The sequence below is a fragment of the Mesorhizobium sp. B4-1-1 genome, assembly GCF_006439375.1.
GTDB lineage: Bacteria > Pseudomonadota > Alphaproteobacteria > Rhizobiales > Rhizobiaceae > Mesorhizobium.
On the sequence record NZ_VFTH01000011.1, the window covers coordinates 178,119 to 201,202 of the forward strand.

Sequence of the window (23,084 nt, forward strand, 5' to 3'; positions counted from 1 at the left end):
TATTGTTGGAGCCCGTAGGATGCCTTTCGGAGCTCGGTCTCGAAGCCGCTTGTCAGTCGGAAAGCGGGGTCGGTTTCGGCAAGGGGATCTTGAGGTCGCTGCGCCAATCCTCCTGGGCCAGCCATCGATGGAGCGCGGCCACAGCCTTCACGCGCAGATGCCCACGCGGAACGATGAGGTAGAAGCCGGGGACTTCTTCCGGCCGCATGTCGGCGATGGCGTCGCGGCCGATCGGCGCGACCAGCGCGCCAGAGCGGAAATCCTCCTCGGCGTCGATGACGGAGACCAGGCCTACGCCGATGCCTTGCAAGGTCGCACGGCGCATCGTCGCCGCGTCGTCGAAGCTGATGCTGCGGTCGCCGTCGGTCAGCTCCACGCCGAGGTGGCGCAATATGTCCGGCCACAGGCGCTTCGACTTGACGGTGTCGAGCAGCGTGAAGCGCGTCAGGTCATGCGCCGACTTGATCTTCTCGCCGATCGCCGGTGTGCAGCAAATGATCTTCGGATCCGGCACCAGCAGCGTGGTCTCGTAGTCCGGCCAGTTGCCATAGCCCCACTGTACAGTCATATCGATGTCGTCGCGGCCGAAGTCGGGCAGGTCGACCATCGTCGTCAGGCGCAGGTCCGCTCCCGGCAGCATATCGCGGAACAGCGAAAGCCTGGGCAGCAGGTAATGCGTGGCGAAATATGGGCTCGCATTGAGGTTGATGCGGTCGCGGTAGTTCGACTTGGTGACGCGGCGCACGCCTTCGGAAAACTCGTCGAAGCCGGCCTTGACGTAGTGCGACAGAAGGATCGCCGACTCCGTCAGTTCGATCGAGCGGCCCTTGCGCTCGAACAGCGTCACTTGAAGCGTGTCTTCCAGCAGCTTGATCTGCTGTCCGACCGCCTGCGGCGTGACCAAGAGCTCGTCGGCCGCCTGTCGGAAGCTCTTGTGTTGCGCGACGGCGTGGAAGACGCGAAGCGCATTGAGCGAAGGAAGGCGAAGCTTGCCGGTCATGGTAATTTCGCCTCCTTTCGTTCGAGCTCCGTCGATCATGCACTGCCACATGTCCGGCGGCGCCAAGCCGCCGAGACTCTATGCGTAGATGTAACCGCCTGAAACAATTACGTTTTCTCCGGTCATGTAGGTGTTCTTCGGGCCGCCGGTCATCAGCACCCATTCGGCGATCTCGGTGGGCTCGGCGCCACGGCCGAGCGGACTTGCCTTGGCAAGTTCCTCGAGGAAGCCGAGGGCCTTGGCCTTCTCGGTAGCCATGCCGGCCGGCGCCACGGAGTTCACCAGGATGCCGTCCTTGGCGACGTAGTGCGCGAAGGACCGCGTCAGGCTTACGACGGCTGCCTTGGTCGCAGCATAGTGGGCGTTCTGCGGATGCGCCTTGAAAGCGTCGACGGAGGTCAGGTTCACGATCCGGCCGCGCACATGGTCCTTCGGCTCTTGCGCCTGCATGTGGCGGACTGCCGCCACCATCATATGGTAGGTGCCTTTGATGTTGATGCCGTTGGAGGCGTCCCAGTCGGCGTCGGTGATCTCGAGCAGCGGCCGACGCGGATAGATGGCGGCGCAGTTGATCAGCGTGTCGACGCGCCCGAGCTTGGCGACGATGGCGTCGAAGGCGGCGTGGCATTGCGGACCGACCTGGATGTCGCCAGTCGCCGCCGCGGTCGGCAGGCCCCTGGCCTTCGCCGGCTCGAGCGCGCTCTCCGCGGCCTGCTGGTTGATGTCGATGATGCCGATCTTTGCCGCCCCGGCCTCGACAGCCATCTTGGCCAGGAGCGCGCCGAGGCCGGCGCCGCCACCAACGATCAGAACGGAAAGATCCTTCATTCCAGTTTTCCCTACTTGGTGCCGCTTGGCGAGGTCGGCCAGGTCGGCATGATGTCGAAACGGGTAACGTCGGCCCATGCCGGCAGCGCGAGCACCGCGACGACCATCCTGGCCACGTCATCGGGCTGCACCACCTTGCTGGCGTACATGGCGGCGCGCGCCTCGGCGTCGAGGATGTCCTGGTAGAGCTGCGTCTCGACACGGCCGGCGACGATTTCGGTGACGCGCACGCCGGAAGGGGAGAGGTCGGCGCGTAGCGCGGCGGCAAAGCCGGAAATCGCCGCCTTGGTGGCCGCATAGACGGCAATGTTGGAGAATGCGGCGTGGCCCGCGACGGAGCCGGTGAACAGTATGTGCCCCGACTGCCGCTCGCGCATCTGCGGCACGACGAGGCGGGTGAGCAGGATCGCCGCGCTGAGGTTCACCTCCAGCGTGGTGTCGATGTCGGCGATCTTCATGTCGGCGAAATTGCCGAGCGGCGGCATGATGCCGGCATTGTTGATCAGCACATCGACGGTGAGATCCGCCAGCACCGCTTCCAGCGCCTCGCGATCGGTGACGTCGACGGCGATGGGGACGATGCCCGGGCGCTCGGCCTGCAGGTCTTTCAGCGCCGCCTGGCTGCGGCCGGCCGCATAGACGTCGTAGCCGGCGTCGCTCAGCGCGATCGCCATCGCCCGTCCCATGCCGCTCGTCGCTCCGGTGATGAAGGCTGTCGTCACTTGGGCTTCCCCATTTGCCTGGTTTTCAGTGTGCGGCGCGGGCCGACGCCGCGAAACCAAGAAAACCAGCAAAAAGGAAAGATAAGCTTTCGAAAGCCTTGCTGCCGACCGGAATATTCCAACCTTCCGGTGCGGCGGCAAATGCAGACAGCTCAAGGAAAACGACGTTTTCAGCGGGCGAGGGCCGGACATTGGCCGCAAACCGAGAAAAAACACGGCTTTCGCGAACGACTGGCTTGGCGCGCGGCGACGGAGGCGAACGACATCGAAGCCGGCGAAACTATCCGGCTGTCGGCAAGGGCTTTCTCAGGTCGGTGAAAAGCGAGGCGGCAGCGGCTTTCTGTTCTGCTTCGGTGGCCTCGATGCCCGAAGCTTTCGCCAGCGCGCGCACGCGTCCCAGGCTGTTCTGCAGATGCTTGCGCATCGCTTGGCGGGCCTTGCTTGCGTCCTGCCTTTCGATGGCATCGACGATCGCTTTGTGCTCGCTGTGGATGCGCGCGTAGTAGCTGTCCTTGAGCGCGGGCTCGACCACGTAGCCGAGCTGGAATCGCGGCACGATCATCGGCCCGAGATAGCTCAAGAAGCCGTGGATGAATTCATTGCGCGCAGCCTTGGCGATCGCGAGGTGGAAATCATAGTCGTAGTGGATCTGGACGGCGGCGGGGTCCGCATGCCGGGCGTCGATCTCATCCATCATGGCGCGGATGTCGCTTGCCTCCTTGTCGGTCCGCCGTTCCGCGCAGAGCCCGGCGGATTCCACTTCGACGCTCAATCTGAGCTCAAGCAAGGCGATGGTCTCCGGCAATGTCCGCAGCGCCTCCTCCGGAATCGAGAAATTGCGCGGCGCGGGCGTTTCGCTGACGAACATGCCGCGCCCCTGTTGCGGCACAACCATGCCCTCTGAGCGCAGCCGCGCCACCGCCTCGCGCACGACGGTGCGACTGACGTCGTATTCGGCGCAAAGTTCCGCCTCCGTCGGCAGTTGAGCGCCGGGAAGCAGCGACCCGGAGCGGATCTTTTCGGACAGGCTCTCCGCCACGACGGTGGACAGCGGCTTGCGCTTCGTCATCAGTCTCCCCTAGAGCAATTCCAGGAAAAGTGTGTAGCGGTTTTCCGTCCGGAATTGCGTAGAAACAAAGAGATAGAGCGGTTCGGCGTTTCCGTGAAAAGCTGAAGCGCTCGACCAGATTCGGGGATGATGCCCGAACCGGCAGGACCATTCAAACCGCCGCGGTGACGATCAGTTCGACCAACATGCCGGGCTTGGCCATCCGACCTTCGCCGGAGGATCGCGCCGGCGCGTGCTCCTTCGGCATCCAGGCATCCCAGACCGTGTTGACCTCGTCGAAATCGCGCACGTCGTCCAGCCACATCTGGACGTGGAGGATGCGCGTCTTGTCGGTGCCTGCCTTGGCAAGCAGCGCATCGATATTGCCGAGCACCTCGCGCATCTGGTCGGCCGCCGATTGGCCGGGCCGGGCGACCTGGCCGGTGAGGTAGAGCGTCCGGTTGTGGATGACGCCGTGATGGATGCGGGTGTCGAAGTCGAAGCGCTGAATGTCGCTCACTTGTTCTCTCTCAGATCGCCGGCGTCTGCCGGATGGGGTTGCCTTGCAGGTACTGCGCGTAAGGCGCCTGGACGAGCCAGCCGGCATCGACCGGAAGCGTGACGCCGGTGATCGATGCGGCGCGGTCGGAGCAGAGGAACAAGGCAGCCTCGGCGACGTCGCGCGGCTCGACGAAGCGGCGCAGCGCAGTCGTAGCCTGGATGGCTTGCGGGTTGCGCTCGCCCTTCTCGATCTTTGCCTTCAGCCCGTCCGACAGCGTGTAGCCGGGCGCCACGGCATTGACGCGAACGCCATGTGGGCCGAGCTCGGCGGCCAGCATTTGCGTCAGCGCCAGGACAGCATGCTTGCCCGGCGTGTAGGCCGGCAGCGACAGTGGCGCGAAAGAGGCAAGCGAGCCGACATTGAGGATCGCGCCGCGCCCGGCGGCCGACATCAACCGGCCGAACACCTGGCAGCCGAGCAGCGTGCCGCGATAGTTGATGCGCCACATCCGCTCGTCTTCGTCGAGATCCTGGTCGAGGACGTGCTTGCCGCTTTGCAGGATACCGGCGCAGTTGACCACGACCTGGGGCGTGCCGAACGCATTGCCGACGTCTCGCGCCAGGCCTTCGACCGAGGCGGGATCGGCGACATCGGTTTGCACGAAAAGGGCGCTTGGCGCGCCGGCACTGTCGCAGGCGTCGGCGGCTTGCTTGCCTCGGACGGCATCGCGGCCGGCGACGACAACCTGATAGCCGTCGCCGGCGAAGCGCTCGGCGATCGCGCGGCCTATGCCGGACGTGCCGCCGATCACGACGGCGGTCATCGCATCAGCCATTGCGGCGATCCTTGCGCTCGATGTCGAAGAATTCGGCCATGGCCTCGACCTGGAAATCCATCATCGGGCGCCCCGGCTGGATGCGGCAGCCGATCTCCTTCGCCGCCTTGAGCAGCGCCGTCTCGGCTGGCTCCATGATGATGTCGACGACCGTCATCTGCGGCGTCAGCTTGCTGACGTCCATCGGCAATGGATCGCTGGCCTTCAGCCCGGACGGCGTGGCATTGATCGCCATATCCATGCCGGACGGATCGGGTTCTCCGACGTCGATGCGGCAGTCGGGAAAAGCCTTGCCGACCAGCGAAGCGAGCTTTTGCGCGCGCTCCTTGTCGATGTCGGCCAGACGGATTTCCGCCGCGCCTTCTTCGGCAAGGCAGTAAGTGAGCGAGGCGCCCGCGCCGCCGGCGCCGACCTGGAGGATGCGCTTGCCTGCGATCGAGTGTCCGCCGGCCTTCAGCCCCTCGATGAAACCGACGCCGTCGAAATTGTCGGCATACCAGGTGCCGTCCGCCTGCCGGCGCACGGAATTCGCGCTTTCCACGCGCGCGGCACGATCATGGGCGGCGGCGCATTTGTGGAAGACCGGAACCTTGTACGGCACCGAGATGATCACGCCCCGGATGTTCTCGGCCGCCGTGATGCCGGCCCAGAACGTGTCGAAATCCTCCGGGCGGCAGCTTAGTGGCACCATCAGGCTGTCGAGCCCCTTCTGCTCGAAGATCTCGTTGAAGATGCCGGGGCTTTTCGCATGGCCCACGGGATGGGCCAGCATGACGAAAACATCGGCCTTGCCGGTTCCGCGCATCGTTATTCCTTTCCGTTTGAGAGTTCGTGATGACTGAGGATTTCGAGGGCTCGAACGAGTGAAGAATGGTCAGCCTCCGCGCCGCCCGCCCGGGCCGAGCAGGCATTCATCAGCTGTTGTGCCGTTGCGGTGCCCGGCAAGGCAACGCCGAGCGCGCGCGCGCTTTCCAGCGCAAGATTGAGATCCTTCCGGTGCAGCCGGATACGAAAACCCGGCGCGAAGCTGCGGGCGATCATGCGTTCGCCATGCACTTCCAGGACCCGCGACGAGGCGAAGCCGCCCATCAGCGCGCCGCGCACCTTTGCCGGATCGCAACCGGCCTTGCTGGCGAAGACCAGCGCCTCGGCGACCGCCTCGATGTTGAGCGCGACGATGATCTGGTTGGCGATCTTGCAGGTCTGGCCGGCGCCGTTGTTTTGCCCGATCAAGGTGATGTTCTTGCCGAGCCTCTCGAAGATCGGCAGCGCGCGCTCGAACTCGGCGGCCGGCCCGCCGACCATGATGGTGAGGCTGGCCGCCTTGGCGCCGACCTCGCCGCCGGAGACCGGCGCATCGAGATAGCCTGCGCCTGCCTGCCTTATCTTCGCGGCGAAGCCGGCCGTGGCGATCGGGCTGATCGAGCTCATGTCGATGACCAGCTTGCCGGCCGAAATTCCTTCCAGCACGCCGTTCTGCCCGAACAGGACGCGCTCGACGTCGAGCGTGTCGGGCAGCATGGTGATGACGAACTCGGACGCCCGCGCCACCTCGGCGGGAGAGGCGACCACCGATGCGTCGAGGACCTCCGGCAGGGGAGAGCGGTTGAGGACGGTGACGATCTCATGCCCGGCATCGGCGAGATGCCGGGCCATCGGCGCGCCCATGACGCCAAGTCCGATGAAGCCGATTTTCATACGCAACTCCCACGCGGCGCCGGAGCGCCTTGCAGCTCAAGCTAGGCATATGATATAGGACATCATACAAATTTCAATGCACCTTCTTCACGACTGGAGACCGATCGCACATGCAGGAGCGCGTCAATTCGCTGAAGGCGGCCGTGCAGGCCGGCCGGGCTCATATCGGCATCTGGTGCTCCCTGGCCTCGGCGCTCACCACCGAAGTCGTCGCGGGCTCCGGGGCGGGCTGGCTGCTGATCGACGGCGAGCACAGCCCGAACGACCTGCGCAGCATCATGGCGCAGCTGCAGGTCGTGGCGGCGTTTCCTTGCGAAGCCGTGGTGCGCCTACCATCCGACGATCCCAATCTGATGAAACAGGCGCTGGATGTCGGCGCCCGCAGCCTGATGATTCCGAATGTGCGCACGGCCGAGCAGGCGCGCGCAATCGTCGCGGCGATGACCTATGCGCCGGGTGGCTTCCGCGGTTTCTCGGTCGGCCACCGCGCCAATGCTTTCGGTCGCATCGCCGGCTACCACGTCAAGGCGCGCGAGCAGCAATTGCTTGCCGTGCAGATCGAGGACGGGGCCGGTGTGGCGAACGCCGCCGAAATCGCAGCGGTGGACGGTGTGGACGTTCTGTTCGTCGGGCCGGGCGACCTCTCCACCAATATGGGCGCGATGGGCAATCCTGGCGCCGGGCCTGTGCAGGAGGCGATATCGTCGGTACGCAAGGCCGCCGCCTCGGCAGGCAAGGCCAGCGGCATCCTGGCTCCCGTGAAGGCCGATGCGGACCGCTACCTCGCCGACGGCTTCACCATGGTGGCAGTCGGTTCCGATCTCGGCCTGCTGGCGCGGGGTTCGGACGCCCTGGTCGCCTCGTTCAATCGGTAGGAATAATCATGGCAATCCCCCCTTACAAAGCACCGTCGCGCAACGCCTATGACATCGTCATCGTCGGGGGTGCGGTCGTCGGTTCGTCGACGGCCTATTGGCTGAGCCAGGCGCTGGGCAGCGGCGCTTCGATCCTCGTGGTCGAGCGCGACTCAAGCTACGAATTCTCCTCGACCGCGCTTTCCACCAGCGCGATCCGCCAGCAATATTCCAATCCGATCAATGTGAAGATCAGCCAGTTCGGCATTGAGATCATCCGTGGTTTCCAGGAGCGGATGGCCCCGTTCTACACGAACGAGCCGGCGCCCGATCTCGGCTTCAAGGAGCACGGGTATCTCTATTGCTGCTCGCCCGAGGGTGTGGAGGCGGCGCGCGAACGGGTCGAGCTGCAGCGCAGCCTCGGCGCCCATACCGTCTTCCTCGAACCGGGCGCCTTGAAGGAACGTTTTCCGTGGCTGAATGTCGACGATCTCGGCGGCGGTTCGTGGGGCGCTCGCGAAGAGGGCTGGTTCGATTCCATGGGCATGTTGAACGGTTTTCGCCGCGCCGCTCGCGGCAGCGGTGTCGAATATATCGACAATGCCGTGACGGCGCTGGACGTCGTTGACGGGCGGGTCGTCTCGGTGCGGCTCTCGACGGGCGAGACGGTCGCTTGTGGCACGCTGGTCAACGCGGCAGGTCCGCGAGCCCAGCAGGTCGCCGCCATGGCCGGGCTGTCCATTCCGGTCGCGCCTTACAAGCGCTACAGCTTCGTGTTTGCCAGCGCCAATGCGATCCCGGGCCGCATGCCCAATGTCATCGACCTTTCAGGCACATTCGTGCGGCCGGAGGGCGAGCTTTTCCTCACCGGCAACACGCCGCAGGGCGACGGGCCGGCCGACTACGACGACTTCGAAATGCATTTCGAGGAGTTCGACGACCATATCTGGCCGGCGCTCTGGCACCGCATTCCGGCCTTCGACGCGCTGAAGGTGCAGACGAGCTGGACCGGCCATTACGAATACAACATGCTCGACCACAACGGCATTGTCGGCTTGCACCCGCAAGTGAAGAACTTCATGTTCGCCAACGGCTTTTCGGGGCACGGCCTGCAGCAGTCGCCGGCGGTCGGCCGTGCGGTGTCGGAGCTGATCGTCCACGGCGCGTTCCAGACGCTGGACCTTTCGCCATTCTGCTACGAAAGGATCGCGCGCAACGAACCGTTCCTCGAGGAAGCGGTGATCTAGAGCGTTTCACCGTTTCACGGAAACGGCGAAATCCGCGCGGCCAGGCGCCTGGCCCGGTAGTTCAGGATTGCGGCAGTGACCCGCGCACCTCAAACACTTTCAAGATAGGTTTCGATCTCGAAGTCGCTGACGTTGAGCGCAAAAGTGTTCAGCTCCTGGCGCTTGCAGGCGATGAAGGCGTCGCGCAGCACATCCGGGAAGATCTCGGCAACGCGCGGACCGGTCTCGAAGGCGGCGATCGCCGAGGCCCAGTCGGGCGGCAGCTTGGCGAGCGTCAGCCCCTGGCCCTCGCCGCCGGTCGGCTCGCCAGGCGAGAGCTGGCGCTCGATGCCGATCAACGCCGCGCCGAGGATCGCCGCCAGCACCAGATAGGGATTGGCGTCGGCGCCGGAGACGCGATGCTCGATGCGCCGCGCCGCCGACGGGCCGCCCGGAATGCGTATCGCCACCATGCGGTTTTCATAACCCCAGGCGACGGCGGTCGGCGCATAGGAACGCGGCCGCAGCCGGCGGTAGGAATTGAAATGCGGCGCGAACACCAGCGTGCTTTGAGCCATCGCGGCAAGCAGGCCGCCAACCGCATGGCGCATGGTGTCGGAGCCCTGATCCGAGCCGTCGTCGAAGATGTTGCGGCCGTCCTTGTCGAGGACGCTGAAATGGACATGGAAGCCGTTGCCGGCGCGTTCGCCATAGGGCTTGGCCATGAAGCAGGCGGCGAAGCCATGTTTGCGGGCAATGCCCTTGACGGTGCGCTTGAAGAGCACGGCGTCGTCCGCGGCGCGCAGGGCGTCGGGCACGTGGTTGAGATTGATCTCGAACTGGCCGACGCCGTTCTCGGCGATCGCGGTGTCGACCGGAATGTCCTGCATGCGGCAGGCTTCGTAGATATCGTGGATGAAGGCCTCGAAATCGTCGACCTCATCGATCGAAAGCGCCGCGTCGGAATCGAGACGCCGCCCGGTTACCGGCGAAACCGGTCCGACAGGCCGCTGCGATGTCGGGTCGACCAGGTAGAATTCGAGTTCGGTCGCGGTGACGGGCGTCAGGCCGAGCGCGGCGTAGCGGTCGAGGATGCGTGCGAGCGCGCGGCGCGGATCGCCGAGGTAGGGGGCGCCGCTGTCGTCCGCCAGCCAGACCGGCAACAGCGCCGTCGGGTGCGCCGTCCAGTTGACGGGCAGTATGCCGCGCCCCGTCCAATGGCAAAGCCCGTCGGCGTCGCCGGTCGAGAACACCTGGGCGTTGCCTTCGATGTCCTCGCCCCATATGTCGAGCCCGATGGCCGAATAAGGCATGCGCAGCTTGCCTTCCAGCGCCTTGCGCGCCTGCTCGACCGGAATGCGCTTGCCGCGCATGATGCCGTTCAGGTCGCACACCGCCGCCCGCAGGCTCTGGATGTCCTTCCTGCCGTCCAGCCACTTCAAAACGTCCGCAATCGCATCGCTCAATTTCCAGCCCCTTTTCTAGGTGCTGTAGCCCTGTCGGCTACGATATCCAATTTTCAGCTTGTGAGTTCGTGAAGGTCAACACGGCTGCTGCCGGGTTGTTTTCCTTCATTTTTTCAAGTCACTAGCTGGGATATCGGGCGGCATTTCGGGTCCAAATTCTGCGATCTGCGATCGCAACATAGCGGCCCGATCGACGAAAGCCAAGCCGGATTCGAGGCCGGCTTGCCCGTCAGTGGCGCAGTTGCGGAAATTTCACCTGGCCGAGGATGTGGGCCGCGCCCTCGGCGATATCGCGCACGATCGCGGCGCGCGCCCTTTCGCCGTCGCCGGCCTCGATCGCCGCCACGACCTCCTCGTGATAGTCGATGCCGAGAATGCCGGCCAGGTCATCCTCGAAGCCGATGTGCAGGTTTCGCAGGAAGGGGCCCACCTGCATCCATACCGTCTCGATCAGGAAGAGCATCTGCTCGTTGCCGCAATGGCGGTAGATCGAGAATTTGAAGTCATAGTTCTTGCGCAGATAGTTATCGATCCCGCCGCCGCGGGCGGCTTCGGTAAGCTCCGCGCAGTGGCGCCGGATCGCGCGCAGATTGTTGCCGTTGATGAGTTTCGTCGCGAGCTCGGTGGCCGTGCCTTCCAGGATCGTGCGCACGGCGGTCAGTTGCTGGAAGCGGTCGGCCGAAATCAGCGGCACCTCGACGCTGCCGTTCGGCATCGGGCTCAGGGCTCTCAGCGCCTGCAGCCGCATGAAGGCGCTGCGCACCGGCATGTCGCTGGTGCCGAGCTCCTTGGCGAGCTTGCGCGAGGTCAGCTTCTGGCCAGGCTGGAGTTGCCCCGACATCAAGGCGCGCACGAGCTCCAGGTAGACTTTCTCATGCAGGGGAACGGTATCGACAGCGGTCAGCCCGAATTGCGATTTGTCGGCCATTGGCGATGCGTTACTTCATCCGTCCCGAGATCTGTTTCGTCAGCTGATCCGCCGCCGGGATAGCTGGCCGGTCGTTTCGGCTGCACGATAGACGCTCAACGCGAACCGCTGCAAGGGCGGCCGGCGTTGCTATCCGATCCGCGCGTCGATGATCTCGACGAAGCGCGCGAAGAGGCCGGCCTGCGACTTGATCTTCAGCTTGCGATAGATGTTGCGGCGGTGGACCTTCACGGTCCCGGGCACGATCCTGAGCGCCCTGGCGATCGATTCCGTGGAATGACCCTGAAGCACCAGATCGACGACCTGTTTTTCACGTGAGGTCAGCGACAGGCTCTTCCAGATATGCGCGCGATCGAGTTCGTTGGCTGTTGCGATGGTTTCGCCGGAGGGCTGGGTCGGGACCTCTTCGGCAGGCAGGGACGGCCAGTGCTGCCTGCAGAAGCCGATCACCGCCGGCGCCATGTCGCGCAGCAGCCTGGCATCCGCCGTTCCGAACGGTCCGGTGGCGCGCAGCCGCATCAGCGACAGCACCAGCGCGTCCTTGCCGGCTAAAGGCACGAAGAAACCGACCTCCTCGGCGAGGCGGGTCTGGCTGTAATAGGACCGGTAATATTCGCTGGCATAGAAGCGGTCGGGCGCAAGCTCGCGCATGCGCCAAAAGCCTTCCTTGCGCTCGACGGCGGCGTGATGGAAGGGGTCTAGCAGATAGGGTCCTTCCTGATAGAGCGCGACGAAGATGTGGCTTTCGGCAGGCGAGAAGGTCTCGAACAGGAGCGGCGGCCTCGCGGCGCCGCGATAGCCGAAGATCACGCAGTGGTCGAAACGGACGTGCCCGCGCAGCCAGCCGACGATCGCCTTGCCGAAATGGTCGCCGCCGGTCTCGCGCGACGCGGCGATGACGGTGGCCAAGGCGTTGTAGTCGTCACTGCGGGAAGCGGCCAACTCATACCCCTCCAAACGATAAAATCGGCTAAATATACCACCTGCGAGGTATATACTAGGCGGCATTGCCTCTGCTAGCGTTAAGACATTGCCTCACGCTGTCGCTGGAGCCCGTGGCTTGACTGCAGTGCCCGATATCGAATTTCGCGCGGTCACCAAGCGCTACGGCGCGGTCACCGCGGTCAGCGGCATCGACCTTGCCGTCCCACCTTCCGCCTTCGTCGCGCTGCTCGGCCCCTCAGGCTGCGGCAAGACGACCTGCCTTCGCATGATCGGCGGCTTCGAGCAGCCGAGCGAAGGCCAGGTGCTGATCCGCGGCCGCGACATGGCCGGCACGCCGCCCTACCGGCGGCCGGTCAACATGGTGTTCCAGCAATATGCGCTGTTCCCGCATCTCGATGTCGAGGACAACATCTCCTACGGGCTGCGCCAGGCGAGACCCAGGCTGTCGTCGCGCGATATCTCCTGGAGAGCCGGCGAGGCGCTGGCCATGGTGCAGCTCGCCGGCTACGGACGCCGCAAGATCCACGAGCTTTCCGGCGGCCAGCAGCAGCGCGTGGCGCTCGCCCGCGCCCTGGTCAACAAGCCGGCGGTGCTGCTGCTCGACGAGCCGCTGGCGGCGCTCGACAAGAAGCTGCGCACCGACATGCAGATCGAGCTGCAGAACCTGCAGCGCGAGATCGGCATCACTTTCGTGCTGGTCACCCATGACCAGGAGGAAGCGTTGTCGATGAGCGACTTCGTCTGCGTCATGAATGGCGGCCGCGTCGTCCAGATCGGACAGCCAAGCGAAATCTATGACGAGCCGGCCGATCTGTTCGTGGCGGATTTCGTCGGCAAGACCAATCTCCTGAGCGGCAAGGTGGCCGGTCTCTCCGGCGATCTCGTCGATGTCGCGCTCGCAGACGGCACGGTGATTGCCGCGCGCAAGCGGTTGCCGCTCAGCCGGGGCGAGGCCGTATCCGTCAGCCTGCGACCGGAATCGCTCAGCCTCTCAGCACCCGGCGGCGGCAGCCTGAACGGCATCGTCCGCAACCGCATATTCCTGGGTTCGACGGCGGAATACGCGATCGAGGTCCAGGGTATCGGATCGCTGCTCGCCAAGGCCGATCACGTGATCGGCCAGGGCAATCTCTTCAAGCCGGGCGAACCCGTCGCCATCGGCTTTGCCGCCGGAGCGCCGCTGGCGTTTCCGGGACCCAAGAACAACGGGACCAACCAGAGGGAAGACCAACATGCCGAAATCCTATCGTGATGGACTGCCGATAAGCCCCGATAAATTCGTTGACCAGTTGATGCGCCTGAAGCGCGGCTCGATCAGCCGGCGCGATTTCCTCGGCCTCACCGGCCTCGGCGTCGCGACCGCGGTGATGGCGCGCGAGCTCGGCATCATGCCGACGCCAGCTTTTGCCGCTGAGAACCTCGGCGACCGCATGTCGATCGCCACCTGGCCGAACTACCACGACCCGCAGACCTTCGAGAATTTCAAGGCCGATACGGGCGTCGCCGTCGAGGTCAACGTCTTCGGCTCCAATGAGGAGATGCTGGCCAAGCTGCAGGCCGGCGGCTCGGGCTGGAGCCTGTTCGTGCCGACCAACTACACCATCTCGACCTACAAGAAGCTCGGCATCATCGAAGCCCTCGACATGGCCAAGCTCGGGAATTTCGATGGCAAGTCGGAAGATGCACGCTTCACCGCCGAGGGCACGATCGACGGGACGACCTACGCTGTGCCGAAGAACTGGGGCACGACCGGTTTTGCCGTGAACACCAAGAAGCTCACCAAGCCGATGTCGAGCTGGAAGGAATTCTGGGACACGGCGATGGCCGAAGGCGACGGCCGCACGATGGTGCACGACTATCAGCTGACCACGATCGGCAATGCGCTGAAATATTACGGCTATTCCTTCAATTCGCTGAAGCAGGACGAGCTCGCCAAGGCGGAGGAACTGCTGCTCAAAGTCAAGCCGCATCTGTTCGCGGTGTCGAGCGACTATCAGCCGGGAATGCGCGCCGGCGATGCCTGGATGACGATGTGCTGGACCAATGACGGGGCGCAGCTCCATCGCGACATCCCCGAAATCGCCTATGTGCTCGGCAAGGAAGGCGGCGAGATCTGGACCGATTTCTACGCGATTCCGAAGGATGCGCCGAACAAGCCGGCCGGCTACGCGCTGCTCAACTACCTGATGAACCCGAAGGTCGCGGTGAAGGAGCATCTGGCCAATGGCGCGCCCTCGACCGACGCGCGCGTCAATGCGCTGCTGCCGAAGGAAGTGCTGGACAATCCGATCCTCTATCCGGCCGCCGACCTGTTGAAGCCACTGGAGTTCGGCGCCGCCGCGACGCTCACCGATCCGGGCCGCGCCGAGCTGATGGCGCGCTTCAAGTCGGCTTGAGCGGGAACGGCCACAAACCCGAACCAGACAATGCGACCGGCGGACGAATGTCCGCCGGCTCCCAACCGGCTTTATCGATGCGCGGCAGTCTCTTTCGCAAAAACCTCATCACGGCGCTGCTGCTTGCTCCGGCGGCGCTGTGGCTGGTCGTCTTCCTGGTGCTGCCGTTCGTCGCCATCGCCATCTTCAGCGTCGGCGAGCGAGCGCCCGAAGGCGGCTACCAGGCAGCGCTGACTTTCGCGCAATACGCCAACCTGCCGGCGCGGGCGACCGCGTTCTGGAACACGATGATGCTGGCCCCCGTCGGAGCGCTCGCCTGCCTGCTCGTCGCCTATCCCGTCGCCTATTATCTGGCGCTGCGGGCACCGGATCGCTGGCGATTGATCCTGCTCGCGCTGATCGTCATCCCGTTCTGGACCAGCCTTCTGATGCGCACCTATGCCTGGATGTACATCCTCGGCGGGCGCGGCATCCCGGCCCTGCTCGCCTATGTCGGCATCGAGGACCTGCGGCTGATCAACACGCCGGGCGCGGTTCTGCTCGGCATTGTCTACGGTTACCTGCCGCTGATGATCCTGCCGATCTATGTCAGCCTGGAGCGGCTCGACCGCCGGCTGCTGGAGGCTTCCGCCGATCTGGGTGCGACGCCGCTGTCGACCTTCCTCGGTGTGACGCTGAGGCTGTCGCTGCCCGGCGTCATGACCGGCTTCTCGCTGGTGATGATCCTGCTGCTCGGTGAGTACCTGATCCCGACGCTGCTCGGCGGCGGCAAGGTGTTCTTCATCGGCAACGCGCTGGTCGATCTCTTCCTGCAATCGCGCAACTGGCCGTTCGGATCTGCTATCGCCATCACGCTGGTGCTGGTCTCGGTCGTGGTGCTGATCGTCGCCAATCGCATCTCGACCCGGCTCTCGGGCGCACGCCGGGTGGACCTGATCTGATGCGCGCCTTCGTCTTTGCCGTCTTTGCCTTCCTCTATCTGCCGATCGCGCTGGTCGTGCTGTTCTCCTTCAATGCCGGGCATCATGCCAGCGAGTTCACCGGCTTCTCGGTGCAATGGTACGGCAAGGCGCTGTCCAATCCCTTCCTGGTCGAAGCGCTGAAAAACAGCCTTTTCATCGCCACGACGAGCGCGCTGCTCGCGGCCTTCTGCGGCACGGCCGCGGCGCTCGGGCTGCAGCGCGTCGGCGCGCGGACGCGGGCGCTGTTCGACGCGCTGCTGGGCGCCGCGATCGTCGTTCCGGGCGTCGTCATCGGCATCTCGACGCTGGTGGCGCTGGTGCAGCTCTTCGCCGTCCTCAATCCGTTCCTCGCTTCGCTGTGGCCGACCGACCAGCCGCCGCGGCTCTCGCTCGGCTACGGCTCGATCATCGCCGCGCACGGATTGTTCTCGATGGCGCTGGTGACGATGATCGTCGGCACGCGGCTCAGCAGCCTCGACCGCAATCTGGTCGAGGCCTCGAGCGATCTCTATGCCACGCCGCTGACGACGTTCCGATCGATCGTGCTCCCGCAGATCATGCCGGCGGTGATCGCCGGCTTCCTGCTCGCCTTCACCTTCTCCTTCGACGACTTCATCATCGCCTTCTTCGTCGCCGGCGCGCAGACGACGCTGCCGATCTATGTCTTCGCCTCGATCCGGCGCGGCGTGACGCCGGAGATCAATGCCATCGCGACGATCGTGCTCTGCGCATCCGTCCTGCTCGTGCTGCTTGCGCAATGGCAGCTCGGCCGTCGAAAGCCATCGCCTTGAAAGACCAATCCATGATCCTGAAAGACCGTATCGCCGTGGTGACGGGCGCGGGGTCGGGCATCGGGCGCGCCGGGGCGATGATCATGGCCAGGGAAGGGGCGCTCGTGGTGATCGCGGACCGCGATCCGGCGGCGGGCGAAGCCACCGCCGCCGGTATCCGCGACGCCGGCGGCCGCGCCGAGGCTGTCGCCACCGATGTCGGCAACGACACGGCCGTCGAAGAGCTCATCCAGGGAACGCTCGGCAAGCATGGCCGGATCGATATCCTGCACAGCCATGCCGGCATTCAGGTCGGCGGCACGCTGACGGAAGTCGGCACCGACGGCATGGACGCCTCATGGCGCATCAATGTGCGGGCGCAATTCCTGGCGGCGAAGACCGTCATGCCGGCGATGATTGCCCAAGGTGGCGGCGTCATCCTCAACACGGCGTCCAATTCCGGAGTCTTCTACGACCGCGAGATGATCGCCTATGCCACCTCAAAGCACGCCGTGGTGGCGATGACCCGGCAGATGTCGCTCGACTACGCCAGACACAATGTGCGCATCAACGCGCTCTGCCCGGGCTGGGTCGACACGCCGTTCAATGAGCCGTTCATCGCCCAGATGGGCGGCCGCGACGCGATCGAAAACTATGTCCGCACCAAGATCCCGATGGGGCGCTGGGCGAACGCGGAGGAGATCGCCGAAGCGATCCTGTTCCTCGTCTCCGACCGCTCGTCTTTCATGACCGGGCAGGCGCTGGTCGTCGATGGCGGCGAGAGCATCGGCTGATCTGGTCCAGCAAAGCGGACTTGCGCCGGCGGCGATGATCGGTCAAACCATAATTCCACCTTTAGTGAGACCCGTCATGCAAGCAAAACATCAATACCGCGAAAGGCATCCGATTTTTGCCTGCGGTATCTCGTTTGCGCGTACGGGGTGTCGCTGATCATGCGCTGCTGCCGTCACGAGAACCTGCAGCGCGCGGAGGAGACCAAGGTCGGCTCGCATGTCGTTCGCGACGGCTGGACCGAAGGCGTGCAGGGCGCGTTGGACCCGGCCTTTCGGCCGGTTATCAGGCGGGCGTCCGTTCTCGGATAACGCAGCTCAGATAACGCCCCACCCGGAACGGACATGCCCGCCGAAGCGATCTCTCCTTCGTACGGACGTGACCAATGCCTGACAATCTGAACACCTCATTCCCCGGCGCGGACACGCAAGGCTGGCTGAAAACGCATGCGATCAATGAAATCGAGTGCTTCGTGGCCGACGTCAACGGCGTGTTGCGCGGCAAGACCTTGCCGGTCGCCAAATTCCTCAAGTCGCTCGAGGACCGGGCGCTCTATCTGCCGAGCAGCGCCTTCCTGGTCGCCATCGACGGCCGCTATTCCGGCTCCATCGACGAGGGCTTCGCCTATTCGGACCCCGACATGCGCATGGTGCCGGACACGTCCACGCTGTGCGTCGCGCCCGGCAGCGCCGGCAAGGCCTATGTCTTTGCCGACACCTTCCATATGGACGACCGGCCGTGGATGGCCTCGCCGCGCCATGTGCTGAGGGCAGTGCTCGACCTTTACCGCCAGCGTGGCTGGCGCGCGGTGATGGCGCCGGAGCTCGAATTCTATCTCACGGCGCCGAACCCCGATCCGGATCGTCCGATCACCGCGCCGACCGGACGCAACGGCCGGCCGGAAAGCGTGCAGCACCCTTACGACATGCAGGCGATGGAGGAGTTCGAAGCCGTGACGCGACGGATCTACGAACATGCGGCCGTCGCAGGTCTGCCGCTCGACACGCTGATCCATGAATCCGGCACGGCGCAGCTCGAGATCAATCTCCTGCATGGCGATCCGCTGGCGCTTGCCGACAAGGTGCTGTTGTTCAAGCGCCTGGCGCGCCAGGCGGCGCAGGCGAATGGCATGCACGCCACCTTCATGGCCAAGCCGATCGCCGCGCAGGCCGGCAGCTCGATGCATCTGCACATGTCGATCGTCGATGAAGCGGGCGAGCCCTTGTTCGCCGGCGAAGACGGCGAGGACACCGGAATGTTCGCGCAGTTCATCGGCGGCCTGCAGAAATACATCCCCGAAATCATGCCGCTGTTCGCGCCCAACGTGAACTCCTACCGGCGCATCCGGCCGAACCACAGCGCGCCGGCCAACATCGAATGGTCGCACGACAACCGCTCCTGCGGCCTGCGCGTGCCGATGGGCGGGCGCGCCGCGCGGCGGATCGAGAACCGGCTGCCGGGAGCGGACGCCAATCCCTATCTCGCCATGGCCGGCTCGCTGATCGCCGGCTATCTCGGCATCGAGGAGAAGCTTGCGCGCTCGGAAGAGGCCTTCGGCAATGCCTATAAAAGCAGGAGCACACTGCCAAAGACGATGGAGGAAGCACTGGACCGCTTCGCCGCCTGCGAGCCTGTGCGGGCGCTGCTCCGCGAGGATTTCTTCCAGACCTATCTGCGCGTGAAGAGCGTCGAGCTCGACTTGTTCCAGAGCGTCGTGACGTCCTGGGAACGCGACCATCTGTTGCTCAAGGTGTGACCATGGCTTCGCGTTCGACAGGTTTCAATTCCGGTCTCGATATCGGCAAATCCTATTATGTCGCCACCGCCAATCCGGCGCCCGACCATCCCGCACTTGCCGGCGATGTCGAGGCCGATCTGGTGGTGGTCGGCGGCGGCTGCACCGGCCTTTCGGCGGCACTGCATGCGGCCGAGCGTGGTCTTAAAGTGGTGCTGCTCGAAGGCGGCAAGATCGGCTGGGGCGCCTCGGGCCGCAATGGCGGCCAGATGATCCCGGGCCTGCGCAAGGGCGCCAGGGGCTTGGTCAAGAGCTTTGGGCCGGAACGGGCAAAGGCGCTGTTCGACCTCGCCTTCGAGGCGCGCGGGCTGGTGCTCGACATCATCGAGCGTCACGGCATCGACTGCGATCTGCGCCAGACCGGCCATCTGGTCGGCGCCGTCAGCGCTTCGGATGTGCGCGACTTCGAGCAAGAGGCCGAATGCCTCGCCAAGGTGATGAAGTTCACCGATGTCGAGATCCTGTCGGCTTCGCAGGCGCGTCAGATGGTGGATACGCCCTATCAGGGCGCGGTTTACGAAAGGCTCGGCGGCCATATGCATCCGCTGAACTACACGCTGGGGCTTGCCCGCGCCGCGTCCGCCGCCGGCGTCGTCATCCATGAGAACTCGGTTGCCGTCCGGCTGGAGCGGGAACCGTCGATCCGGGTGTTCACCGACAAGGGCTCAGTCCGCGCCAGGCATGTGGTGCTGGCCGGCGATGCGCTGCTCAAGGGATTGGAGCCGCGCGTCAACAGCCGCATCATGCCGGTCGGCAACTATATCGTCGCCACCGAGCCCTTGGGCGAGCGCAATGTCATCCCGGCGAATGTCGCGGTCTCGGACACGCTGTTCGTCGTCAACTACTACCGCATGTCGGCGGACGGCCGCCTGCTGTTCGGCGGTGGCGAGCGCTACACGCCGTCGCCGCCGGCCGACATCGCCGGCTTCGTGCGGCCGCATATGGAAAAGACCTTTCCGCAGCTCCAGGACTGCCGCATCGACCATGCCTGGGGCGGGCTGGTGTCGGTGACGACCTCGCGCCTGCCGCATGTCGGGCATTATGGCGAGGTCTATTTCGCGCATGGCTATTCCGGCAAGGGCGTCATCCTGTCGACGCTGTCGGGCAAGCTTCTGGCGGAAGCGATCACGGGCGATGCCTCGCGGCTCGACCTGTTCTCGACGCTGACGCCGCTGCCGTTCCCGGGCGGAACGGCGTTGCGCGGCCCGCTCTACGTGCTCGGCATGCTGTGGTACGCCATGCGCGATCGGCTCAGACGCTGACGCTGGCTTTCCTGTCCCCGGCGTGGCTAATGTCTCCGCGCCGGGGACCTTGAGAGGGAAGAGCGATGAATATCGAGCCGGGCCGGCTGACGAAGAAGGAACGCCATGAGCTGATCCTGTCGGAGGTGCGGCGCTCGGCCTCGATCCGCATCTCGAAGCTTGCGCGCCGGATCGGTGTCGCCGGCGAGACCATTCGCCGTGACCTGATCGAGCTCGGCGAGGCGGGGCTTATCAACCGCACCTATGGCGGCGCCACCATTTCGCTGGTGACGTCGGAACCGGTGATCGCCGAACGCGGCCTCACTATGGTCGAGGAGCGGGTCCGCGTCGGACGTGGCGCCGCCGGGTTGATCGAGCGAGGCCGCATCGTGATGATCGATGGCGGATCGACCACCTACGAGGTCGCGCGCAGCCTCTCGCAGCTTGGCAGGGATCTGACAATCATCACCAACTCCATCGGCGTCGCCTCGGTGGCCGGTGCCAATCCGACCTTTCGCGTCATCCTTTGCCCAGGCACCTATGACAGCCGCGAGGCCGCGGTGCTAGGCGAGGACACGGTCGAATTCGTGCGCCGCTACAATGCCGACGTCGCCATCATCGGTGCCTCTGCGCTGAATGCCGAAGGGCCAAGCGACATGATTTCGGGCGCGGCCGCGGTGAAGCGGGCGATGATGGGACGATCGCTGTCAACTATCTTGGTCGTCACCAACGACAAGTTCGGCCGCAGCGGACTCGAACGCGTCTGCGCGCTGAACGAGATTTCCGATGTCGTCGCCGACAGCGAGCCGGCGGCGGCACTGCGCGCCGCGATCGACGAGGCAGGCGGCGAGCTGCACGTCTTTGCCGAGAGCTAAAGCGCGTCGCGATCTTTCAGATCCGCTCCGTGCGCTTTAGGGCTTTGATTTTACGCATGTCTTTGTCCCGAAACCGGTTCCGACTTTCGGGAGACATGCTTTAATTTCGTGGCTAAGCGTCTCGATTGGTCAGCGCGATGTGGCAGCAGCCGGGGCCGTGGTCCGGTGTCCAGGTGACATTGGCGAAGCGCACGCCGGTCGCCTCGAACAGGCCGCGGTCGAAGGCGCCGGCGATGCGGCAGAGCGTGGCGAGTTTCTCCTCGCCGACGCCGGCCTCGACCCAGGCGTCCTTCAGCGGGCAGCGCTTCACCTTGAAGGCGATGTGGTTCTGGCCTCGCTCGACATCGGTGGGATACATGCGGCCGCCATCCGGGCTGACGGCAAGGAAGGCCTCGCCGATCGCCGGCGCGTCATTGGGACCGAAGCCGGCAAAGGCCGCCGCCGCGACCTCCCGGCCGCGCTTCTCGATGCTGCGGATCATCACCGCCTCGGCCTTCTCGGCGCCGAGCTCGGCGGTCAACTCTTCGAGGAAAAGGCGGTAGAGGTCGGCGCGGTTACGGAAGGCGGAGTCGAGCTCGCGCGATAGTTTCTCGGCTCTGGTGGCTTCGGGATCGGTCATGGTGCTTCCTGATTGGTTCTGACAAGCTTCGGCGTCGCCTCGACAAGGGCCTTACCGATCGCCGATTGCGGATTGGCGATGACGGCGCGGGCATCGCCGCTCTCGGCGATCCTGCCGGCATCGAGGATGATGACGCGGTGCGCCACGGCACGGATGACGCCGAGGTCATGGGAAATGAACAGATAAGCGATCCGTTCCTGCCGTTGCAGGTCAAGCAGCAATTCCAGGATCTGCCCGCTCACCGATACGTCGAGCGCCGACACCGCCTCGTCGAGCACGATCAGCGACGGCCGCGTGGCGATGGCGCGGGCGATCGCAACGCGCTGGCGCTGGCCGCCGGAAATCTCGTGGATAGCGCGGCTGGCAAGGCTGGCGTCGAGGCCGACACGTTCCAGCAGCGCCGCGATCCGGCGCGGGCGCTCCGCGCGCGAGGCGATGTTGTGAACGCGCAGGGGATCGTCCAGCACGCGCGCCACCGTGGCGCGCGGATTGAAGGCGGCGAGCGGATCCTGGAACACCATTTGCAGGCGGGCGCGGCGCGCGCGCAGCGCGGCGCCCGACAGAGCGAGGAGGTCCGCGCCTTCGAACTCGATGCGGCCGGCATCGGGCTCGATCAGACGCAGCACCAGCCGCGCGATGGTGGATTTGCCGCTGCCGGAGGGACCTGCCAGCGCCAGCGTTTCCGCCGCCTCGATCTCGAACGACACGTCGTCGATCGCCGCGAAAGGCCTGCCGCCACGATGATAGCGCTTGGCGAGACTGGAGACGGCAAGCACGGTCATGCCGAGGCACCTTGCCGGCCGAGCAAAGGCTTGGCGTCGAGGCCGAGATGGGCATCGAGCAGGGACCGCGTATAGGCATGGCGCGGCGCATTGATGATCTGGTCCGTCTCGCCGAGCTCGATCAGTTCGCCGTGGCGCAGTACCGCGATACGATCGGCAATCGAGGCGGCGAGCGCGATGTCGTGGCTGATGAAAAGCAGCGTCATGCCGTCCTCGGTCACCAGCCTGCGGATCAGGGAAACGATCTCGGCCTGGACGATGGTGTCGAGCGCGCTGGTGGCTTCGTCGGCGATCAACAGCTTCGGGCCGGCGGCAATTGCCGCGGCGATGGCCACGCGCTGCTTCTGGCCACCGGAAAGCTGGTGGGGATAGGCGTGGAGGGCCGCGTCCGGATCGGGGAGACGGACGCGTTCGACCAGGGTCTTGGCCTTGGCGAAGGCGTCAGGCCAGGTCAGGTCGAAATGGGTGCGGACGACCTCGGCGATCTGCCTGCCGACCGGCATCACCGGATCGAGGCTTGAGGAGGGGTCCTGGAAGACGAAGCCGATGTCACGGCCGAGGCGGGGTGCCTGGTTTTCGCCAACCGTGGATAGGTCGCGTTCTGTCGCGCCCCCCTCTGTCCTGCCGGAGATTGAACTGTCGCGTCTGCTTTCGCCAATGGCCGGCGTTGCAAAAGGAGAGCCGGCGACGGAACTGCTGATCTCCCCCCTTGTGGGGGAGATGTCCGGCAGGACAGAGGGGGGCGCGAAGGAACGGGACGATCGAGGTTTCTGCCACTCAATCGAACCTTCGATCTTGGC

The 23,084-nt window shown here is 65.0% G+C and carries 24 protein-coding genes; 10 read left to right on the top strand and 14 right to left on the bottom strand.

Features of this window, described 5'->3' with window-relative positions:
* Nucleotides 1-52 precede the first annotated feature (52 nt).
* From FJW10_RS17440 to FJW10_RS17475, 8 genes are all read right to left on the bottom strand, one after another.
* Nucleotides 53-1,000 (bottom strand): LysR substrate-binding domain-containing protein, encoded by a 948-nt coding sequence (locus FJW10_RS17440; RefSeq protein ID WP_140901019.1) that lies wholly within the window; start codon nucleotides 998-1,000, stop codon nucleotides 53-55.
* 78 nt (nucleotides 1,001-1,078) lie between these two features.
* A complete protein-coding gene (locus FJW10_RS17445; protein WP_140901020.1) occupies nucleotides 1,079-1,828 on the bottom strand; it encodes an SDR family oxidoreductase in 750 nt (249 codons plus the stop codon).
* An 11-nt stretch (nucleotides 1,829-1,839) separates the two neighbouring features.
* Nucleotides 1,840-2,550, bottom strand: a complete 711-nt coding sequence (locus FJW10_RS17450) for an SDR family oxidoreductase (RefSeq protein WP_140901021.1) — start codon at nucleotides 2,548-2,550, stop codon at nucleotides 1,840-1,842.
* 280 nt (nucleotides 2,551-2,830) lie between these two features.
* Nucleotides 2,831-3,619: a FadR/GntR family transcriptional regulator gene (locus FJW10_RS17455; protein ID WP_140837084.1), complete on the bottom strand. Its 789-nt coding sequence runs from the start codon at nucleotides 3,617-3,619 to the stop codon at nucleotides 2,831-2,833.
* 151 nt (nucleotides 3,620-3,770) lie between these two features.
* Nucleotides 3,771-4,118 (bottom strand): RidA family protein, encoded by a 348-nt coding sequence (locus FJW10_RS17460; protein ID WP_140901022.1) that lies wholly within the window; start codon nucleotides 4,116-4,118, stop codon nucleotides 3,771-3,773.
* Between the two features lie 10 nt (nucleotides 4,119-4,128).
* Nucleotides 4,129-4,935: an SDR family oxidoreductase gene (locus FJW10_RS17465; protein ID WP_140901023.1), complete on the bottom strand. Its 807-nt coding sequence runs from the start codon at nucleotides 4,933-4,935 to the stop codon at nucleotides 4,129-4,131.
* The gene (locus FJW10_RS17470; protein ID WP_140901024.1) at nucleotides 4,928-5,740 is read right to left on the bottom strand and encodes a shikimate dehydrogenase; all 813 of its coding nucleotides are present in this window, start codon (nucleotides 5,738-5,740) and stop codon (nucleotides 4,928-4,930) included. The genes FJW10_RS17465 and FJW10_RS17470 overlap by 8 nt, the downstream gene beginning before the upstream one ends.
* A 2-nt stretch (nucleotides 5,741-5,742) precedes the next feature.
* Complete coding sequence (locus FJW10_RS17475) at nucleotides 5,743-6,633, bottom strand: 2-hydroxy-3-oxopropionate reductase (RefSeq protein WP_140901025.1); 891 nt, start codon at nucleotides 6,631-6,633, stop codon at nucleotides 5,743-5,745.
* A 110-nt stretch (nucleotides 6,634-6,743) separates the two neighbouring features.
* On the opposite strand from FJW10_RS17475, the gene FJW10_RS17480 reads away from it, so the two are divergent.
* The gene (locus FJW10_RS17480) at nucleotides 6,744-7,508 is read left to right on the top strand and encodes an aldolase/citrate lyase family protein (RefSeq protein WP_140901026.1); all 765 of its coding nucleotides are present in this window, start codon (nucleotides 6,744-6,746) and stop codon (nucleotides 7,506-7,508) included.
* Nucleotides 7,509-7,516: 8 nt separating this feature from the next.
* A complete protein-coding gene (locus FJW10_RS17485) occupies nucleotides 7,517-8,734 on the top strand; it encodes an FAD-dependent oxidoreductase (RefSeq protein WP_140901027.1) in 1,218 nt (405 codons plus the stop codon).
* 89 nt (nucleotides 8,735-8,823) lie between these two features.
* Here FJW10_RS17485 and FJW10_RS17490 read toward each other — a convergent pair whose 3' ends face one another.
* From FJW10_RS17490 to FJW10_RS17500, 3 genes are all read right to left on the bottom strand, one after another.
* Nucleotides 8,824-10,179, bottom strand: a complete 1,356-nt coding sequence (locus tag FJW10_RS17490; protein WP_140644664.1) for a glutamine synthetase family protein — start codon at nucleotides 10,177-10,179, stop codon at nucleotides 8,824-8,826.
* A 229-nt stretch (nucleotides 10,180-10,408) separates the two neighbouring features.
* Nucleotides 10,409-11,107, bottom strand: a complete 699-nt coding sequence (locus FJW10_RS17495; protein ID WP_140901028.1) for a GntR family transcriptional regulator — start codon at nucleotides 11,105-11,107, stop codon at nucleotides 10,409-10,411.
* 129 nt (nucleotides 11,108-11,236) lie between these two features.
* On the bottom strand, nucleotides 11,237-12,049 hold the full coding sequence (locus FJW10_RS17500) for a helix-turn-helix transcriptional regulator (protein ID WP_246674288.1): 813 nt from the start codon (nucleotides 12,047-12,049) through the stop codon (nucleotides 11,237-11,239).
* Between the two features lie 118 nt (nucleotides 12,050-12,167).
* On the opposite strand from FJW10_RS17500, the gene FJW10_RS17505 reads away from it, so the two are divergent.
* The 8 genes from FJW10_RS17505 to FJW10_RS17540 all read left to right on the top strand — a co-directional run bounded on the left by FJW10_RS17505 (nucleotide 12,168) and on the right by FJW10_RS17540 (nucleotide 20,883).
* Complete coding sequence (locus tag FJW10_RS17505) at nucleotides 12,168-13,304, top strand: ABC transporter ATP-binding protein (protein ID WP_140901030.1); 1,137 nt, start codon at nucleotides 12,168-12,170, stop codon at nucleotides 13,302-13,304.
* On the top strand, nucleotides 13,285-14,448 hold the full coding sequence (locus FJW10_RS17510; RefSeq protein ID WP_140785721.1) for a spermidine/putrescine ABC transporter substrate-binding protein: 1,164 nt from the start codon (nucleotides 13,285-13,287) through the stop codon (nucleotides 14,446-14,448). The genes FJW10_RS17505 and FJW10_RS17510 overlap by 20 nt, the downstream gene beginning before the upstream one ends.
* Nucleotides 14,449-14,525: 77 nt before the next feature.
* Nucleotides 14,526-15,389: an ABC transporter permease gene (locus FJW10_RS17515; protein WP_140901031.1), complete on the top strand. Its 864-nt coding sequence runs from the start codon at nucleotides 14,526-14,528 to the stop codon at nucleotides 15,387-15,389.
* Nucleotides 15,389-16,201, top strand: coding sequence for an ABC transporter permease (locus FJW10_RS17520; protein WP_140654373.1), 813 nt, complete (start codon nucleotides 15,389-15,391; stop codon nucleotides 16,199-16,201). Before FJW10_RS17515 ends, FJW10_RS17520 begins: the two co-directional genes overlap by 1 nt.
* Nucleotides 16,202-16,212: 11 nt before the next feature.
* Entirely contained in the window at nucleotides 16,213-16,974 is a 762-nt protein-coding gene (locus FJW10_RS17525) for a glucose 1-dehydrogenase (protein ID WP_140901032.1), read from the top strand.
* Nucleotides 16,975-17,357: 383 nt separating this feature from the next.
* Nucleotides 17,358-18,728, top strand: coding sequence for a glutamine synthetase family protein (locus tag FJW10_RS17530; RefSeq protein WP_140901033.1), 1,371 nt, complete (start codon nucleotides 17,358-17,360; stop codon nucleotides 18,726-18,728).
* Nucleotides 18,729-18,730: 2 nt separating this feature from the next.
* The gene (locus tag FJW10_RS17535) at nucleotides 18,731-20,029 is read left to right on the top strand and encodes an FAD-binding oxidoreductase (protein WP_140901034.1); all 1,299 of its coding nucleotides are present in this window, start codon (nucleotides 18,731-18,733) and stop codon (nucleotides 20,027-20,029) included.
* A gap of 65 nt (nucleotides 20,030-20,094) precedes the next feature.
* Nucleotides 20,095-20,883 (top strand): DeoR/GlpR family DNA-binding transcription regulator, encoded by a 789-nt coding sequence (locus tag FJW10_RS17540; RefSeq protein ID WP_246674289.1) that lies wholly within the window; start codon nucleotides 20,095-20,097, stop codon nucleotides 20,881-20,883.
* A gap of 112 nt (nucleotides 20,884-20,995) precedes the next feature.
* Here the strand turns inward: FJW10_RS17540 and FJW10_RS17545 are convergent, their stop codons facing one another.
* From FJW10_RS17545 to FJW10_RS17555, 3 genes are read right to left on the bottom strand one after another with little or no spacing between them, the layout of a single operon-like run.
* The gene (locus FJW10_RS17545; protein ID WP_140901035.1) at nucleotides 20,996-21,502 is read right to left on the bottom strand and encodes an L-2-amino-thiazoline-4-carboxylic acid hydrolase; all 507 of its coding nucleotides are present in this window, start codon (nucleotides 21,500-21,502) and stop codon (nucleotides 20,996-20,998) included.
* Nucleotides 21,499-22,284 (bottom strand): ATP-binding cassette domain-containing protein, encoded by a 786-nt coding sequence (locus tag FJW10_RS17550; RefSeq protein ID WP_140901036.1) that lies wholly within the window; start codon nucleotides 22,282-22,284, stop codon nucleotides 21,499-21,501. The genes FJW10_RS17545 and FJW10_RS17550 overlap by 4 nt, the downstream gene beginning before the upstream one ends.
* Complete coding sequence (locus tag FJW10_RS17555) at nucleotides 22,281-23,078, bottom strand: ABC transporter ATP-binding protein (protein ID WP_246674293.1); 798 nt, start codon at nucleotides 23,076-23,078, stop codon at nucleotides 22,281-22,283. The genes FJW10_RS17550 and FJW10_RS17555 overlap by 4 nt, the downstream gene beginning before the upstream one ends.
* Between the last annotated feature and the right edge of the window lie 6 nt (nucleotides 23,079-23,084).